The 15,926-nt window shown below is 45.8% G+C and carries 11 protein-coding genes; 4 read left to right on the top strand and 7 right to left on the bottom strand.

The features are described from left to right. Positions 1-71: 71 nt before the first annotated feature. From DXA36_RS10430 to DXA36_RS10420, 3 genes are read right to left on the bottom strand one after another with little or no spacing between them, the layout of a single operon-like run. Positions 72-1,742: an extracellular solute-binding protein gene (locus DXA36_RS10430; RefSeq protein ID WP_118678846.1), complete on the bottom strand. Its 1,671-nt coding sequence runs from the start codon at positions 1,740-1,742 to the stop codon at positions 72-74. 59 nt (positions 1,743-1,801) lie between these two features. After that, complete coding sequence (locus DXA36_RS10425) at positions 1,802-2,686, bottom strand: carbohydrate ABC transporter permease (RefSeq protein WP_118678844.1); 885 nt, start codon at positions 2,684-2,686, stop codon at positions 1,802-1,804. Positions 2,687-2,696: 10 nt separating this feature from the next. Continuing rightward, positions 2,697-3,611 (bottom strand): ABC transporter permease, encoded by a 915-nt coding sequence (locus DXA36_RS10420; RefSeq protein WP_182479005.1) that lies wholly within the window; start codon positions 3,609-3,611, stop codon positions 2,697-2,699. 361 nt (positions 3,612-3,972) lie between these two features. On the opposite strand from DXA36_RS10420, the gene DXA36_RS10415 reads away from it, so the two are divergent. The 4 genes from DXA36_RS10415 to DXA36_RS10400 all read left to right on the top strand — a co-directional run bounded on the left by DXA36_RS10415 (position 3,973) and on the right by DXA36_RS10400 (position 10,096). After that, a complete protein-coding gene (locus DXA36_RS10415) occupies positions 3,973-4,998 on the top strand; it encodes a LacI family DNA-binding transcriptional regulator (protein WP_118678842.1) in 1,026 nt (341 codons plus the stop codon). Positions 4,999-5,031: 33 nt separating this feature from the next. Further along, positions 5,032-7,095 carry a family 78 glycoside hydrolase catalytic domain gene (locus DXA36_RS10410; RefSeq protein ID WP_118678840.1) on the top strand — a complete coding sequence of 688 codons (2,064 nt, stop codon included), beginning with the start codon at positions 5,032-5,034 and terminating at the stop codon, positions 7,093-7,095. Between the two features lie 134 nt (positions 7,096-7,229). Beyond that, entirely contained in the window at positions 7,230-9,044 is a 1,815-nt protein-coding gene (locus tag DXA36_RS10405) for an alanine--tRNA ligase (RefSeq protein WP_118678838.1), read from the top strand. A gap of 236 nt (positions 9,045-9,280) precedes the next feature. After that, complete coding sequence (locus tag DXA36_RS10400) at positions 9,281-10,096, top strand: helix-turn-helix domain-containing protein (RefSeq protein ID WP_118678836.1); 816 nt, start codon at positions 9,281-9,283, stop codon at positions 10,094-10,096. A 64-nt stretch (positions 10,097-10,160) separates the two neighbouring features. Here DXA36_RS10400 and DXA36_RS10395 read toward each other — a convergent pair whose 3' ends face one another. The 4 genes from DXA36_RS10395 to DXA36_RS10380 all read right to left on the bottom strand — a co-directional run bounded on the left by DXA36_RS10395 (position 10,161) and on the right by DXA36_RS10380 (position 15,776). Beyond that, a complete protein-coding gene (locus DXA36_RS10395) occupies positions 10,161-12,095 on the bottom strand; it encodes a DUF5696 domain-containing protein (RefSeq protein WP_118678834.1) in 1,935 nt (644 codons plus the stop codon). Positions 12,096-12,187: 92 nt separating this feature from the next. Beyond that, positions 12,188-13,066: a carbohydrate ABC transporter permease gene (locus DXA36_RS10390; protein ID WP_118678832.1), complete on the bottom strand. Its 879-nt coding sequence runs from the start codon at positions 13,064-13,066 to the stop codon at positions 12,188-12,190. A 12-nt stretch (positions 13,067-13,078) separates the two neighbouring features. Next, positions 13,079-13,999 (bottom strand): ABC transporter permease, encoded by a 921-nt coding sequence (locus DXA36_RS10385; protein WP_118678830.1) that lies wholly within the window; start codon positions 13,997-13,999, stop codon positions 13,079-13,081. Positions 14,000-14,087: 88 nt separating this feature from the next. Next, on the bottom strand, positions 14,088-15,776 hold the full coding sequence (locus tag DXA36_RS10380) for an extracellular solute-binding protein (protein WP_118678828.1): 1,689 nt from the start codon (positions 15,774-15,776) through the stop codon (positions 14,088-14,090). Positions 15,777-15,926 lie beyond the last annotated feature (150 nt).

Genomic DNA, 15,926 nt, shown 5'->3' with positions numbered 1-15,926 from the left:
CATCTTCATTATTTATTACGTAAACTGTAGCTGTTCAGTACCCTCTCAGATACCTTCCACTTTACATCCGTTTATCTGCTTTCAAAATAGGCAGTACGCTCTTCGTGTATCGTTTCAACACCGGCTTCCTTCAATGCTGCCATGTAAGAATCCCAGTTGGCGTCAAAATCTGCTTCCGGACATGTGATGACTTTAACAAGCCACTCTTCTTTGGCAAGGTTAATGTCTGCTGCAAGTTCAGCCTGGGAAGGAGATGTATAAAGAGAATCATCGATATCCCCGATATGATCTCCCATTAATGCATATTCCTGGCCCTGAATAAAGTGATCTTCATATCCCGGATACTGGTATGCAGTTGCCTTATTGTAATCTTCTACGGTTTCAAAATAGCCTCCGTTACCTGTAATAAACAGATCGGCATTAATCCAGTTTTTATCCGCTGTATTGTACTCGGCATCGATAATAACGGGGACACCTTCCTCATCATACTCAAAATGTTCCCCTTCAAATCCGTGGGAAACAGCAAAGCCTCCCTCTTTGGTGCACATCCAGTCAAGATAGGTAACACATGCTTCCACCGTTTCTTCATCTGCAGTCTTGGGAATGAATGCGATCAGACCACCCTCCGAGTAGGTTGTGGTATACTGCTTGTCGTCCCAGACATTCTTAAGAGGCGGGATAGCCACAAGATCAGCCTCAGGGTAATTGGTTCTCAGCGTCTGCAGGGCATAGCCGTTTCTGCCGTCAATATTAGCGTTGACATGATCCTCAAAGGTTGCCATGTTGCCATTTACAATATAACTGATATAGTCATCTGTCGGAATCGCATAATACTCAGGATGTACCAGTCCATTATTATAAAGCTTATTTCTAAAACGATAGAACTCTTTCATTCCCTCATCAACGTAATCCCTTGTAAGCTTACAGGAAACGAGAGACTGCACAGGATCGGATGCCAGCTTTGAAAACGCTGCAAGGAAGTATCCGTCATCCCAGGGCGTAGTTCCGATTACATCCGTCTTTCCTTCCGGATTATTCTTAACCATCTGTTCCAGAAAATCGTATAACTCATCAACAGTGGCCGGCACTTCAAGACCAAGTGCATCCATCCAGTCCTTTCTGACATAGAAGTTACTGCGGGAAGTGGTTGCACGTCTGGCCACGATACCATACAGCTCATCCCCGTTGATTCTTCCCATATCAATAACACTTTCTCCAAGGTACTTCTTTAAGTTTTCAGCCTGTCCTTCACCGTCAATAAACTCTGACAGATCCCAGACACCGCCCTGATCATAGTACTCTTTGGCTTTCGAGTAGGTATAAGTCAGTACGATATCAGGAGCTATTCCTCCTGCCATCATACTGGTCATCTTATCAATCTCGTCAGCTCTGGGAACAATAACGAATTCAACGTTAATACCAACCTTCTTCATTTCCTCCTGAATATACTTTGTCCATTTGTTATCCGTAATAGTTGACCCTTCGGGAGCATTTTCTCTGTCAAACAATTCAACCTGAATCGTCACGTCATCAAACTGTTTAGAACCGTATGTAGTCTGATATCCGCCGGAAGACGCCTGTTCCTCCCCTCCCGCTTCACTTGCAGCCACGGCTTCGCTGCCGCTGGTGTCCGCAGCAGGACTGCCTCCATTGTTGGTTTCGGCGGCATTTCCGCATCCGGCAAATAATGATGCTGTCATTGCCAATGCGAGAAGACCTGTAAGAACTTTTTTCTTTTTCATTAAATTTTCCCCTTTCTACTTTTTCATAAAGCTTTATATCATGACCTTTTCGGCCAGACTTACCCTTTCACAGAACCAAGCATAACGCCCTTAACAAAATACTTCTGAAGCCATGGATAAACAATCAGTATCGGAACCGTTGAAACCGTCACGATTGCCATTTTCAAAGACTGAGGCAATACCATGGCGCCTACAACGTTATCTGCTGAATTTGCGCTGGTCAGCTCGTTTCCAAACAATAAGGAGCGCAGCCTGAGCTGGAGCGTATACTTATCAACATCCTGTATATAAATCAATGCTTCAAAATAAGAGTTCCAGTATCCAACCGCATAAAACAGTCCTATAGTCGCAATAATCGGCAGCGACAGCGGAAGAATAATTTTGACAAGCACCTGCATATAGGAAGCTCCGTCTATCCGGGCGGCATCCTGCAGGCTTTCAGGCAATTCCCTGAAGAAAGTTCTCATTACGATAAAATTGAATACGCTTACCGCCTGCGGAATAAACAGTGCACCAAGGCTGTCATACAGTCCCACATTCTTAACTACCAGAAATGTAGGGATCATGCCCCCTCCGAAATACATCGTGAACAGAATCATACCTGTCAGCACCTTTCTTCCCGGAAGATCCGAAATGGAAAGCGCATATGCTGCGAAAGTTGTGAGCAGCAGGCTTAAAGCAGTACCTAAAAGAGTAACGATAACCGTCGTTTTCATGGCAGTCCAGATTGTGGTTCTTCCCAGTATCTGTTTATAGGCATCCAGAGTAAAACCGATCGGATAAAAGGTAACCTCTTTGGCTAGAACTGCATTATATCCGCTAAAGGAATAGGCAAGCACATTCAAAAAAGGATACAGGCATACAAATGTCAAAAGAGCGATCAGAATATAATTCAGCGCAACACCCAGCGTTATTTTTTTCTTTGTCAATTTTCTTACAGACATGTTTTCCTCCTCATAAAATTCCTTCCTCACCTATTAATTTAGCAAACCGGTCTGCAGCGAACAGGATAATAATATTTACAACCGACTGGAACAATCCGATCGCTGTCGAATCACTGTATAATGCCTTCTCAATACCGATTCTGTATGTATAAGTACTGATTACCTCCGATACTCCCATGACCTTGCTGTTTCCCAGAAGCAGAGGGGCATCCAGTCCGATTGACATCATCTTGGACAGGGAAAGGATCAGCATGGTCACTATAACCGATTTAATGCTCGGCAGGGTGATATAAATCAGGCGCTGGAACTTGCTTGCCCCATCCAGATAAGCCGCCTCATACAGGCTTTCATCAACTCCGGTAAGCGCTGCCAGATATATGATTGTCCCCCATCCTATTTCTTTCCACACATTACATGCGATATAGGTAAAGATCCACCATCCGTTATCACTCAAAAACGGTATCGAATCCAATCCCAGTCTCTGCAGAACCATATTGATCGTTCCATCCTGCAGAGCAAACATGTTCGTTGCGATTCCTGCAACAACTACCCATGATATGAAATGCGGCAGGTAAAGGATTGACTGCGTTATCTTTTTGAATTTCGCATGTCCCAGTTCATTCAGCATCAGAGATACGATAATAGTCAGCGGAAAACTGACTGCAAGCGATGCCAGATTCAGGATAAACGTATTTTTAATGGCTGACCAGAAATTCTTATTTGCGAAGATTTTTTCAAAAATCTCAAATCCAACCCAGGGACTTTCGGAAATTCCCTTAAAAATATTGTAGTTTTTAAATGCAATGGTAATGCCGTACATCGGTGCATACCGGAACACGATAAAATAAATGACTACAGGTAAAAGCATCAGATAGATCCATTTATAATTCCATGCCCGGACAAGTGTTTTTTTCGCTTTTTCCATGATACCCTCCTCTTCTCTTCGCAAACATTCTGTTCACTTTTGACATATATGCTCCTTTTTATGGCATATTCTCATAAATTTTGTTTATATTTCAGTAAAAATTCAATAAACTGTAATAGCCTTTAATTCCTTAGACTTATTTAAACGTTTATCTTTGATGAAGTATATAATTGCATCACTGTTTTGTCAACATCGTCCTCATATCTTTAAATTATTTGTTAACTTTATACAATTTATCCAGTTTAAAACTGTATAAAATTTTTAAAACGTTAAAATAATGCGCTTTCCTTGTATTAAACGTTTTATTCTGTTACAATATAGGCAGCCCAACCGTTTAAACTAATTCTTGGGGAGGTTTTACATGATTACAATTCGTGATGTTGCCGAGCGGGCCGGTGTTTCCATAGCCACAGTTTCCAATGTAATCAATCAGACGAAGAAGGTGTCTCCCGATACTGCTTCCAAAGTGCGGAAGGCTCTGAAGGAGCTGAATTATGTTCCGAACTTCATGGCTAAAAGTCTGAAAACCAACAACTACAATTCCATCGGTGTCATCGCAGAAGAAGTATCTTCTTTTAATACTCCTCCGATTATTGATGCCATATGTGCCTATTTTGACCTTCACGGCTATACCGTCACCCTCTGTAACCTGCGCTCCTACAGTCATTCCGAATACGACACGGCGCTGCTTCACTCCAGCCTGAATCTGTTGGAGGCATCCAGAGCAAGGGGCATCATATATGTAGGGGCAAACTCTGGTAATGTAAGCCATATCCGCCATGTAATCCAATCCCCCGTTGTGTTTGCCTACTGTACAGCCTCTCCCGATGATCATACGGTCACTTATGATAACTTCAGCGCCGCCAAAATGGCTGTTCAATATCTGATCCGCCACGGTCACAAACGTATCTCCACCATAACCGGAAGTCTGGATCAGGAATTTGTCCATCAGCGCATTATGGGATTTAGAGCCGCTATGGTCGATGCCAGGCTCTCTCTTCCTCCGTCCTTCATCACTGCCGGAGACTGGAGCTATGATTTGGCATACGAACAGGCCTGCCGGCTTCTTTCCATGCCGGATCGCCCCACCGCCATCTTTGCCATGAACGATCCTATGGCCTGTGCCGTCATAGCAGCGGCCCGCCGCCTTAAAATAAATGTCCCGGAAGAGCTGTCCGTTATCGGCTTCGATGACAGAAGCTGCTCTGCGTACAGCTTCCCTTCCATAACCACGCTTCATATTCCGCTCTATGATATAGGAGAACTGGCCGCACAGACCCTGCTGAGTATACTTTCCGGTGAGGATGTGGATTTGGACCAGCAGCTTTCCTGCAATCTGATCGAGAGAAATTCCGTAGGAGACGCACCGGTAAATAAGAGCAAATAAACTTCAAAAAGCTGGCTATAGAGGAATTTTTGTATGAGTAATAAGGAAAAAGAATGGAACAACATGTGGGTATGCAGTCCCCCATTTCAATCGTTAAAACCGCTTGCGCTGCTTCACAGGGAATGGGATTCTTCTTTTCGGCTTCCTGAACACCGGGAAGACTTAAAAAACAGCCACGCCATGTTCCGTAAAACCTTTAACCTCCCCAAACAAGTAAAAAAAGCTGTTCTACATATTTCAGGAGATGATCATTACATTCTTTATGTAAATGGTTTTTATATTACCCAGGGTCCTGCCAATTCTTACGCATTTTGCTATTATTATAATCAGGTGGATATCACGGACTATCTGCAAACGGGCGAAAACGTTATTGCTGTTCATGTCTATTATCAGGGACTGGTCAATCGGGCCTATAACAGCGGCGACTACAGACAGGGCATGATTGCCGATCTATGGGCGGATGGTGTACAGCTGCTGGATAATAACTGGAAATGCAGAGCTATGGAGGAATACGGCTATAGCAAGACGATAGGATATGATACGCAGTTTAATGAAATCATTGATAACCGCAAAAAGCTTTCTGCGTGGAAAATGGTTGGCTTTGATGATTCTGATTGGGATATGGCGGTTATCTGCAAGGATGATGACCATGTATTTCTTCCGCAGCCATGTGATAATGTGGTGGTGGAAGAACGGAAACCGGTTCTGATAAAAAAGCTTTCAGATGGATATCTTTTGGATTTTGGAGAGGAATTAACAGGAACTTTCCATATGAAAATTACAGGTCACGCTGGAGATGAAGTTGTCATTCGCTATGGAGAGGAACTGCTTTCCCCTGATACAAAGATAGCGATTGATAAAACTGCTGCGCATGATGCCATGGTGCGGTATCAAATGAGATGTAACTGTTGTTATGAGGATCGTCTCGTTCTGGCTGTCGGCAGCAATGAACTGGAAACCTTTGAATATAAATGCTTTCGATATGTGCAGCTTATAACAGTGGCAAAGGTTTCTATGAAGGATTTTAAAGTCCGTTTCAGACATTATCCTTTTGATGACAGTACATGCCGTTTTCACACGGAGGATCCATTGGTACAGCAAATCTGGGTGATTTGTAAAAACGCGGTAAGAAATTGTTGTCAGGAAGGTTTTTTGGACTGTCCCAGCCGCGAAAAAGGACAGTATCTGGGTGACTTGACCGTGACGGCACATGCATTATATTGCCTTACAGGTGATACGAAGCTGTTTAAAAAGGCTCTTATGGATTTCGCACATTCCACAGCGATCTGCAAGGGAATGATGGCTGTGGCACCAGGAAGTTTCATGCAGGAAATTGCAGATTATTCCTTGCTCTATCCGTATCAGCTTCTTATGTATTACCATTTTACAAAGGACATGGATTTTCTGAAAAACCTTTATCCGGCAGCGGAAGGTGTCGAAAGGTATTTTGAACCGTTTAAAAACGATCTTGGCATGCTGGAACAGGTTAACACTAAATGGAACCTTGTAGACTGGCCGGAGAATCTGCGCGATAATTATGATTTCGCTTTGCCCCAGGCCCCTATCGGAAAGGGCTGTCATAATGTCATAAATGCTTTATATATAGGAATGAAACAGTGCATGGAAGAATTACGGAAACTTTTACGACTGCCTGGTAGTTCAGATATCCCCGATTCAGAACCCCCGGAAACAGAACGGTTAAAACAGCAATTTATAGAAAGCTTCTTTGATGAAAAAACCGGGCTATTTGTAGATTCTACAATAAGTAAACACAGTTCCCTCCATGCGAATGCCTTTGCGGCCTTTTTCGATTTAGCGCCAAGGGAAAATAAGATTGCAGAATTTATCATGAAAAGAGGCTTACGCTGTGGTGTGTATGTATCTTATTTTGTGCTCTATGGACTGATTCGATTGGGATATCCAAAAGCTGCTTATGATCTGATCGTAAATAAAAGCGGGTATTCCTGGTTTCAAATGCTGTCGGAGGGCGCCACTACAGCTTATGAAGCATGGGGCAAGGATCAGAAGTGGAATACCAGCTTATGCCATGCATGGGCTTCAGCACCGATTCCGGTGCTGATGGAGCTGGAAAAATAAATAAATGAATGGGTGCAGAGCGCAGAGACATCTGAAATTAGGTGGTAACACGGACATGAAAGTTCGCCCTAAGTTGATATTATATCAGCTTAGGGCTTTTTGTTTTGGAGAAATGTCAGAAAGGAGAAGGAAACATGACAGCAAATGAATTGAGAACAATGTACGTAAACTTTTTTAAAGAAAGGGGGCATAAGGAAATCGCATCAGCGTCTCTTCTCCCGGAGAATGACCCGACTGTGTTATTTACCACCGCAGGAATGCATCCGTTGGTACCCTATTTACTGGGCGAGAAACATCCTAGCGGAAAGCGGCTTACAAATATACAGAAGTGTGTCAGAACAGAGGATATCGACGAAGTAGGAGACGATACTCATTGTACTTTCTTTGAAATGTTGGGAAACTGGTCATTAGGAGATTATTTTAAACAGGAAGCTATTACCATGAGCTTTGAGTTTCTGACTGCTTATCTTCATATCCCTGTAGAACGATTGGCTGTAACGGTGTTTGAAGGAGATGAATTGGTACCGCCAGATGTGGAGACAGAAGAAATTTGGAAGCACTTTGGTCTTACAAGTGACCAGATTTTCCGATATGGAAGAGAGGATAACTGGTGGGGACCGGCAGGTCAGACAGGACCTTGCGGACCGGACACTGAGATATTTTACGATATAGGTAAGTCTGAATGTGGTCCGAAGTGTGGTCCGTCATGTCACTGCGGAAAATATGTGGAAATATGGAATAATGTTTTCATGCAGTTTAACAAAGAGGCAGATGGTTCGTTTACGGAACTTAAACAGAAGAATGTGGATACAGGAATGGGGCTAGAGCGTGTTCTGACTATTTTTAACGGAAAAACAAATGTGTATGATACTGAGCTGTTTATCCCGGTTATGCAAAGAGTTGAAGAGATACTGGAAAAAGAAGGAAGAGATTTGTCAGAGAGGGACAAGAGAATTATTTGCGAGCATACCAGAACTATCACATTCATTCTGGGTGACCCAATGAAGATTAGTCCATCTAATACAGAACAAGGTTATATTTTAAGAAGATTGATTCGCAGAATAATCCGCTTATTTAAGAAGGCTGACATTAATACAAATTATTTGTGTGAACTGTCAGATGGAATTATTCAGCAATATAAAACAGCCTATCCGGAATTGGGTGACAATAGAGCGTTTATTTTAGAGCAACTGCAAAAAGAGTTTACTTTATTTACAAAGACTCTGGATGATGGATTGAAAAAGGCAAACAAATATCTTGATAATATCGGGCACGATGGAGTTCTTTCTGGTGAACTTGCCTTTAAATTATATGATACCTATGGCTTCCCAATTGCGCTCACATCTGAGCTTGCTTCAGAAAGAGGACACCGGATAGATATGGATGAATTTCGTAAGAAATTTGAGGAGCACCAAAATAAATCCAGGCAAGGAGCTGCAGGAAAGTTTGCAGGAGGCTTAGCTGACAATAATAAACAGACAGCCAGACTTCATACGGCAACACATTTGTTGAACGCAGCACTAAGAAAGGTTCTTGGTGAAGAAGTATCCCAAAGAGGCAGTAATATCACTTCTGAACGTTTGCGATTCGATTTTTCCTATGGAAGAAAGGTGACAAAGGAGGAGCTTACGCAGGTAGAAGCTATTGTAAACGAAGCTATTGTACAAAATATAGATGTGATTTTAGAGGAAATGACACCAGAGAAAGCATACGAAGAAGGAGCTGTTGGTGTGTTCTCCTGCAAATATGGAGAAATCGTAAAGGTATACACGATTCCGGGATATTCCAAGGAAATTTGCGGCGGTCCTCATGCTAAAAACACTGGGGAACTTGGTTCTTTTAAAATCCTGAAGGAGGAAGCTTCTTCTGCCGGCGTTAGAAGAATAAAGGCTGTAATTGCTTCCAAAGTAATTATTGGCGGAGGGGATAATCCGCTATGCGGAAAATAACAGTCTGCAATACAACGGCGTACACACTTGGCTGCGTCTGAAGGATATCCTGGAACGGGAACAGGAAAACTGCAGTATCGCTGATACGCTGAACGACGGTTTCAACTGTCGGTAGAGTCCGGATCACGCAAGCGGCTATTGTCCTGTTTCCCCGCCCGCGCTATACTGTATCACAGAAAGAGCATTCCCGTTAACAAGAAAAGAGGAAAACGAATGAAGCTGTCTATCGGAAAAAAATCAGAGATTTACGCAGGGAACGCGGCATCACTCAGGAGCAGCTTGCAGACCGCATTGGCGTATCCTTCCAGGCGGTGAGTAAATGGGAAAACGGCATTGCCCTTCCCGATATCACCCTGGTTCCCGCCCTGGCCGGTTATTTCCAGATCTCCATTGACGAGCTCTTCACCTTCCGTCAGGAGGAGATCCGGCAGAATATAGATGAAATATGCCGGGAAGCCTGTAAATATCGGGAAACCGATCCCATAAAAAGCCGGAAGCTTCTTGAAGAAGGATTGCAAAAATATCCGTATCATGATACTTTGCTGCACCACCTTCTATATGTCATGAATTATACGGAAAACCCGGAGGAAACAATTTCTGTGGCAGGCAGGCTGGCGGAACGGACGGATAATCCTGCCATAAAATATGATGCCCTCCGTTTTCTGGCCTACGCCTGCCACGCAAAAGGGGATGACATAAGCGCTTTGGCCGCCATTGAGCAGCTTCCGGAAATCACTTTCACAAAACTGACGGAAATGGCGTTTCTTCTGACCGGAAAACCCAAACGGGAAGCGGCGGAGAAGCAGAAATGGATTTCGTTTGAAAATATGTTGCAAATGATGGTAAAAACCGCAGAATGCCGGGAGGAAGCAGGTGATATTCCGGCGGCGCTGTCCGAAATGGATCGGGCCCTTCAGCTGCTTTCTGTGATGGAAAAGGAAGAAAAAACAGCTGATTTAACAGTCTATCAGGATTATCTGCACCGGCAGATGGAAAGGCTGCGGTCAGCCCGGTCAAATACCCCGCCGCAGGCAACGGGGCATCAACCTTGAAACGCCGTAACCGCAAAGGAAATGACAATCCGGAAGCATTTGAGCTGCTCTCCGCTTTGCCCCCTCACGGCAGCCGGGCCGAGATATCATACTCCCCGGCCGCCAAATCCACCGTCACACAGGTCCCGTCCGAAAACAGGGTCCGCTGTTTCTTTCCTTCCCTATCCAGAAGCTCGTGCCGGGTCATTTCACAAAATGCCACCTTTTCATGAACGGCCTGTACCACCTTACAGCGGGCTATCATTTCTTCAATCCCCATGCCGGAACTGTCGGTAAACGAGCCGTCCGTATTTTCATATGCACCGTCCCGGATCAGATAGGGCATCCCGCCATTGAGAAGCGCGTAGCCCATCAGATCCTCCCCGGATTCCGGCCGGTCCATCATCCACGGCTCCAGCACACAGTCATGATATACCAGGTTGAACAAGGGCACCGGAATTCCTTCCCGGGGCGTACCCGGCTTTTTAAGCATAAAAGAATAGGGCGCGTAATGGCAGAAAACCAGGCTCTGCATGCTCCAGTCGGATACCTCCTCCGAGCTGGTTAGAATCCCTCTTGCCAGCAGCCAGTCAAAACAGTGTTTTCTAAATTCATAGCATTCCTGTCTTGTCATCCGGTGCCTGGGATTGCTGCATTCATCCCCTTCATTGCAGGTAAACACATCCAGATAGGCTCCGTCCAGCCCGATGCCATGGCGGAACAGATCCTGAAAATTACGTTTGACATAATAAGGTGCCTGGGTGCCGCACAGATAGGTCTGCGGGCCTCCCGCCCATCTCTTATGTACCGGGATCGAGCCGTCCGGCAGCCGGGTGGCATATTCCTCGTCATAGGTTTTAGCATCCAGATAATAATCCCTGTACTGATCATGGATACCGAATAAAAATCCGCAGCGATGCGCGGTATCTGCCAGGCTCTTCATCCCCTCCCAGCCGCCGGCTTCCCGGCAGGCACCCCGGTAGTCCGGGTGCTTATTATCGTATCCGGGCTGTGCCCAGCCGTCCAGATGCAGGTAAAGCTTTTCCACTCCCATCCTGTGCAGGCTTTCCAGCTGTTTTTCCCGCACGGAAAAAGGGGTGATATGGTTGTTTTTATCCGGATCCTCTTTGTCAAAGAAATCCGATTCCGGATTCACATTGGTCTTGATGCCGCAGTGCATGATGCTGCAGCCCGCCAATTCCTTTACGGAAGGGACCCTTGCCGCTTTTTCCTCAAGGGTCACAAGAAGCCCGGTATCCTTCCCATAGCTTCTATATATCTTGCAAAGGTCGTTATAATCACAGTTTTCTGCAAACACATATTCCATGCAGCGTTTATAATCCATTTTTCCAAGGCTCGGCTCCCACCAGGTTCCGATATGGGTATAAGGACCTCCCGCCGGATGTTCCAGCCAGGCGCCCCCATTCCACGGCGTGGCCGCAATGGCAATATAGCCGGAACGCTCCCTGATTTGCCCGTACCAGGGCATGTAGCCTCCGGCGGTGAGAAACCTTCCGTTAAAGGAAAGCTCACCCGTCTGCGTGTCCCAGTTATTGGGTATCAGCAGGCCCTGCCCCTCATTGACAAGTGTCTGCCAGCCGGAAAGAGGTTCTTCAAAGTCCATACAGCCGGGCCATCTCACTTCCTTAACGGACAGCCCTTTTTCGCAGACGGGAATCCATTCAAAATGAACCCTTCCATACAGCTTTGCCCCGCCTTCGGAACAGCGGCCGCCATCCTCTTCCATCGTTTCCACCCAGACAGCGGTTTCAAAGGAATAGGAATCTTCCTTTCCATCCAGCCTCCGGTAAGAGGAGCGGATTCCTTTCCCCACTCCGGAAACAAACGGCTCATGCACCGTTTCCTGCCAGCGTGTAAAATCCAGTGCTTCCTCCCCCGTAACAATGACGGGGCGGAAGCTATCCGCCCATTTCCAATCCGCAGCCCCGGCCCTGACGCCCATATGCAGCGTCCTTTCATCCAAATACAGTGTAATCCCGGATGCTTCTGCTGTTATCATCCCCAAATCCTCCTTGTTTTGCGGAGCAAAATGCAATTTCTTTAGAAATTTGTCCTCTGACGAGCAGAGGATTTTCCTCCTTGGTCCACCTCTTATTCTTTGACGGCTCCGATCATCACGCCCTTGGTAAAATATTTCTGCAGGAACGGATACACGAAAAGGATCGGCACGGTAGCCACCATGATCGTGGCATATTTGATACTCTGCGCAATTGCTTCGGCGTCCCCGCCCGCACCTCCGTTCATCGCCTGGATATCGTTGGATATCAGGATTTCCCGCAGGATGACCTGCAGCGGATACAGCTCCCTGTCCCGCAGAATCGTGGATGCCCAGAACCATCCGTTCCATATGGACACGCCATAGTAAAGAACCATAACCGCCATGATCGCCTTAGACAGCGGCAGAATGATGCGGAACAGAATCGTCATATGCCCCGCTCCGTCGATTTTCGCCGCTTCCGTCAGACTGTCGGGGATGGACTCAAAGGAGGTTCTCAGGATGATCATGTTATATGTACTGATCATAAACGGAATAATCAGCCCCCACCTGCTGTTAATCATATGCATATCCTTCAAGGTAAGGTAAAACGGGATCATACCTCCTGAGAAAAACATGGTGAACAGGATTAACAGCATCAGCGGTTTTTTAAACATCACATCTTTTCTGGAAAAGAAATAGGCAGCAAGAGCCGTCATAATCAAATCCAGTATAACACCTACGATCAGGATAAACAATGTATTTGCATAGCCTTTCAGAATCATTGGATTCTGGAACACTTTGACATAGGCCTGCAGGTTGAATCCCATCGGTTTCAACAAAAAACCGGAATGGGCCATCAGCTCTGTGCTGTTGCTGAAGGAGGCCATAGCCACATGCCACATGGGGTAAAGGCATACCAGTACTATGAGCGACAGGATAAAATAATTCACAACCTGGAATAGTTTCTCACCGCGAGATATTTTAACTTTCATTTTATTCCCCCCTTACCACAAGCTGCTTTCTGTTGTTCTTTTGGATATCTGGTTGGTGACAAACAACAGGACACAGTTAATTACAGAGTTAAACAGACCGATTGCCGTGGAATAGCTCCAGTCCTGTTCAATCAGACCTGCCCGGTATACATAGGAAGAAATAATATCCGCAGTCTCGTAGGTAGACGGATTGTACAGCAGGATTGTCTTTTCATAGCCCATGCTCATCAGGGACCCCATCCGCAGAATCAGCATAATGATGATGGTGGGCGCAATTCCGGGCAGTGTTACATGAAGCAGCTGTTTCCATTTTCCGGCGCCGTCGATGGAAGCGGCTTCATACAGCTGGCTGTCCACGCCGGACAGGGCGGAAAGATAGATGATGGAGCCCCAGCCAACCTCCTGCCAAATGCTGGAAATCGTATAAATGGAACGAAAATAAGCCGGATCCTGCAAAAGCGGGACCCTGGTTCCTCCAAATAATGCGATGATATCATTAAAAAGCCCTGTCGTCAGACAGAAATCCTTAATCATACCACAGGCCACTACCAGGGAGATAAAATGAGGAAGGTAAGTGATTGTCTGTGATACCTTCTTAAATTTTCTGCCCTTTACCTCATTCAGAAGCAGCGCCAGTATAATAGGCGCCGGAAAACCGAAAATAATGCTGTATATACTCAGCAGCAATGTATTTCTCAAAAGCCTTCCGAAATAAGGGCTGCTGAAAAATCTGGTGAAGTTTTCCAGTCCCACCCACTCGCTTCCGAACACGCCTTTTGCAGGTGTATAGTCCTTAAATGCGATAATCGCGCCATACATGGGTTTATACATGAAAATCGCATAGAATATAATAACAGGCAGAACCAGCAGATATAAAGACCAGTTCCGCTGGAAGTCTTTTTTTATTCTGTAGCCCAACGAATTCCCCTTCATTTTTCCTATCCTTTCCCTCGGTTTGAAAACAGCCGGGGACTGTTTGCACAACCGCCCCCGGCCGTATATTTTCCGGTATCAACCGGTGCTATCTTGCATTGTAGCGTTCCAGTGCCGCGTTTTCTATTTCCAGCGCTCTGTCCAGCTTCATTCCCTGCAGGGTCTCGATATAGGTATCCCAGTTATCGAAACTTTCCGTACCGAAGATGAATTTTAAGGACATTTCAGATACATAGGTACCAAGCTCGTTGGTAATGGTAGCCAGTTCTTTGGATTCCTCCTGTGTGGGGGTGATATTGGGAACGGTATGCTTTCTGGCATCCGGCACCGCCCATACGCTGGGGCATTCTTTTACGGTAGGAAGCTGCAAATACTGCTCAAGGTAATTCAGATCCTGGATAAAAGGTCCGTTATAGTTGGCGCGGATATATTTGGCCAGAGACTGTGCGAGCGGCCATCCGTCGGGATTATTGGTAACGATATCCGTATATACCGCTTTTCCGTCCTTCATTTCATAGGAAAAGCCTTCCGTACCGAAGTTAAACAGGTTATGGCCGGCCTCGGAATAGCCGTAATCCAGGAATTTCGCAGCCAGCTCTACATTCTCACAGCTGGAGGTAATTGCCGCTGCAACATCGGGGAACTGGTTCTCCACATAGCCATATTCCGGTGTGGCTCCTTTTTCCGTCGTGGGGGTAGGGGTTGCAACCAGAGTATAATCGGGATTGCTCTGCTGCGCGCTCGTCATGAACAGCTGCATACGGCTGGCAGCCCAGCCTACGGACGCACCGGCTTTATCACTTGTCATTTTTGCAGTCACCTGATCACCGTTTAGGGTAGCAATATCCCTGTCAATCAGCCCTTCTTCATACCACTGGTTCAGCGTCATCAGATAATCTCTGTAACCCTCCTGGGCGGGTGCAAAGGCAACCTTTCCTTCATCATCCAGAATGAACTGTGTCCCGTTTGCCGTGCCTACTTCAAAGGCGAAAGCGATGGGATTGGAATCCTTAAAGTTCGTCCAGTCAAAGCAAAGCGGAGCTTCCGCACCTTTTTTCTCCTTAAATGCGGTCAGCACTTCATGCCACTCGTCGACAGTTGTGGGAACTTCCAGCCCCAGCTCTTCCAGCCAATCCTGGCGGATAAAGCCGCCCACGGTATAGCACAGCTTATCCTCGCCGCGGATGAAGGGGAATGCAAAATAGTTGCCGTCGTCTGTTTTAATCATCTTATCCACATCGGGATTTTCCGCCAGATATTTTTTGATATTCGGACAGTATTTGTCAAAAATATCATTTAAAGGAATAATCACACCATCTTTAATGGCTTTTTCCGGTCCGCCCGGATACTGCTTCACCCATTGCCACTCCATAATATCAGGAAGGCTTCCGTCCGCCACAATCAGGTTGAACTGTTCCTTTTCCTGCCCGGATGCAGGATGCTGGAATTCCACGGTAACACCGGTCTGCTCCTGCCATGCTTTTCCTAATTCCGTTTCTCCTAAATTAGTAAAGTTGGCGGATACATTGGGATTGAGCTGCAGCCAATAGGTAAGTGTCCCGCCGTCTGCCAGAGGATAAGATACCTCTTCTGCCGAAGCGCCCCCTTCTGCCTCCGAACCGCCCGTTGTTGTCTCGGCCGCATCATTGCCTGTTTCCTTTACCTGTGCATCCGCATTGGCGCTTTCCCCCGCAGATCCTCCGCATCCTGCCAGCAGGGATGCTGCCGTCAGTGCCGCCGTGAGCAATGCAACCGGCTTTTTCAGATTCCTTCTCATAAATCTTCCTCCTTCATGATTTTTAAGGTATTCGTTATCTTGCTTATTAAAAGGCATGCTGTTATCTGCATTTTATACAATTTGCATGTCTTTTTAGTTATTTTATAGGCAATATTTTATTTTTTATATAGGCAAAACATGAAAAAGGTT

It is taken from the genome of Eisenbergiella sp. OF01-20 (assembly GCF_003478085.1).
Taxonomy (GTDB): Bacteria; Bacillota; Clostridia; order Lachnospirales; family Lachnospiraceae; genus Eisenbergiella.
This window is presented reverse-complemented; position numbering and strand designations above follow the sequence as displayed.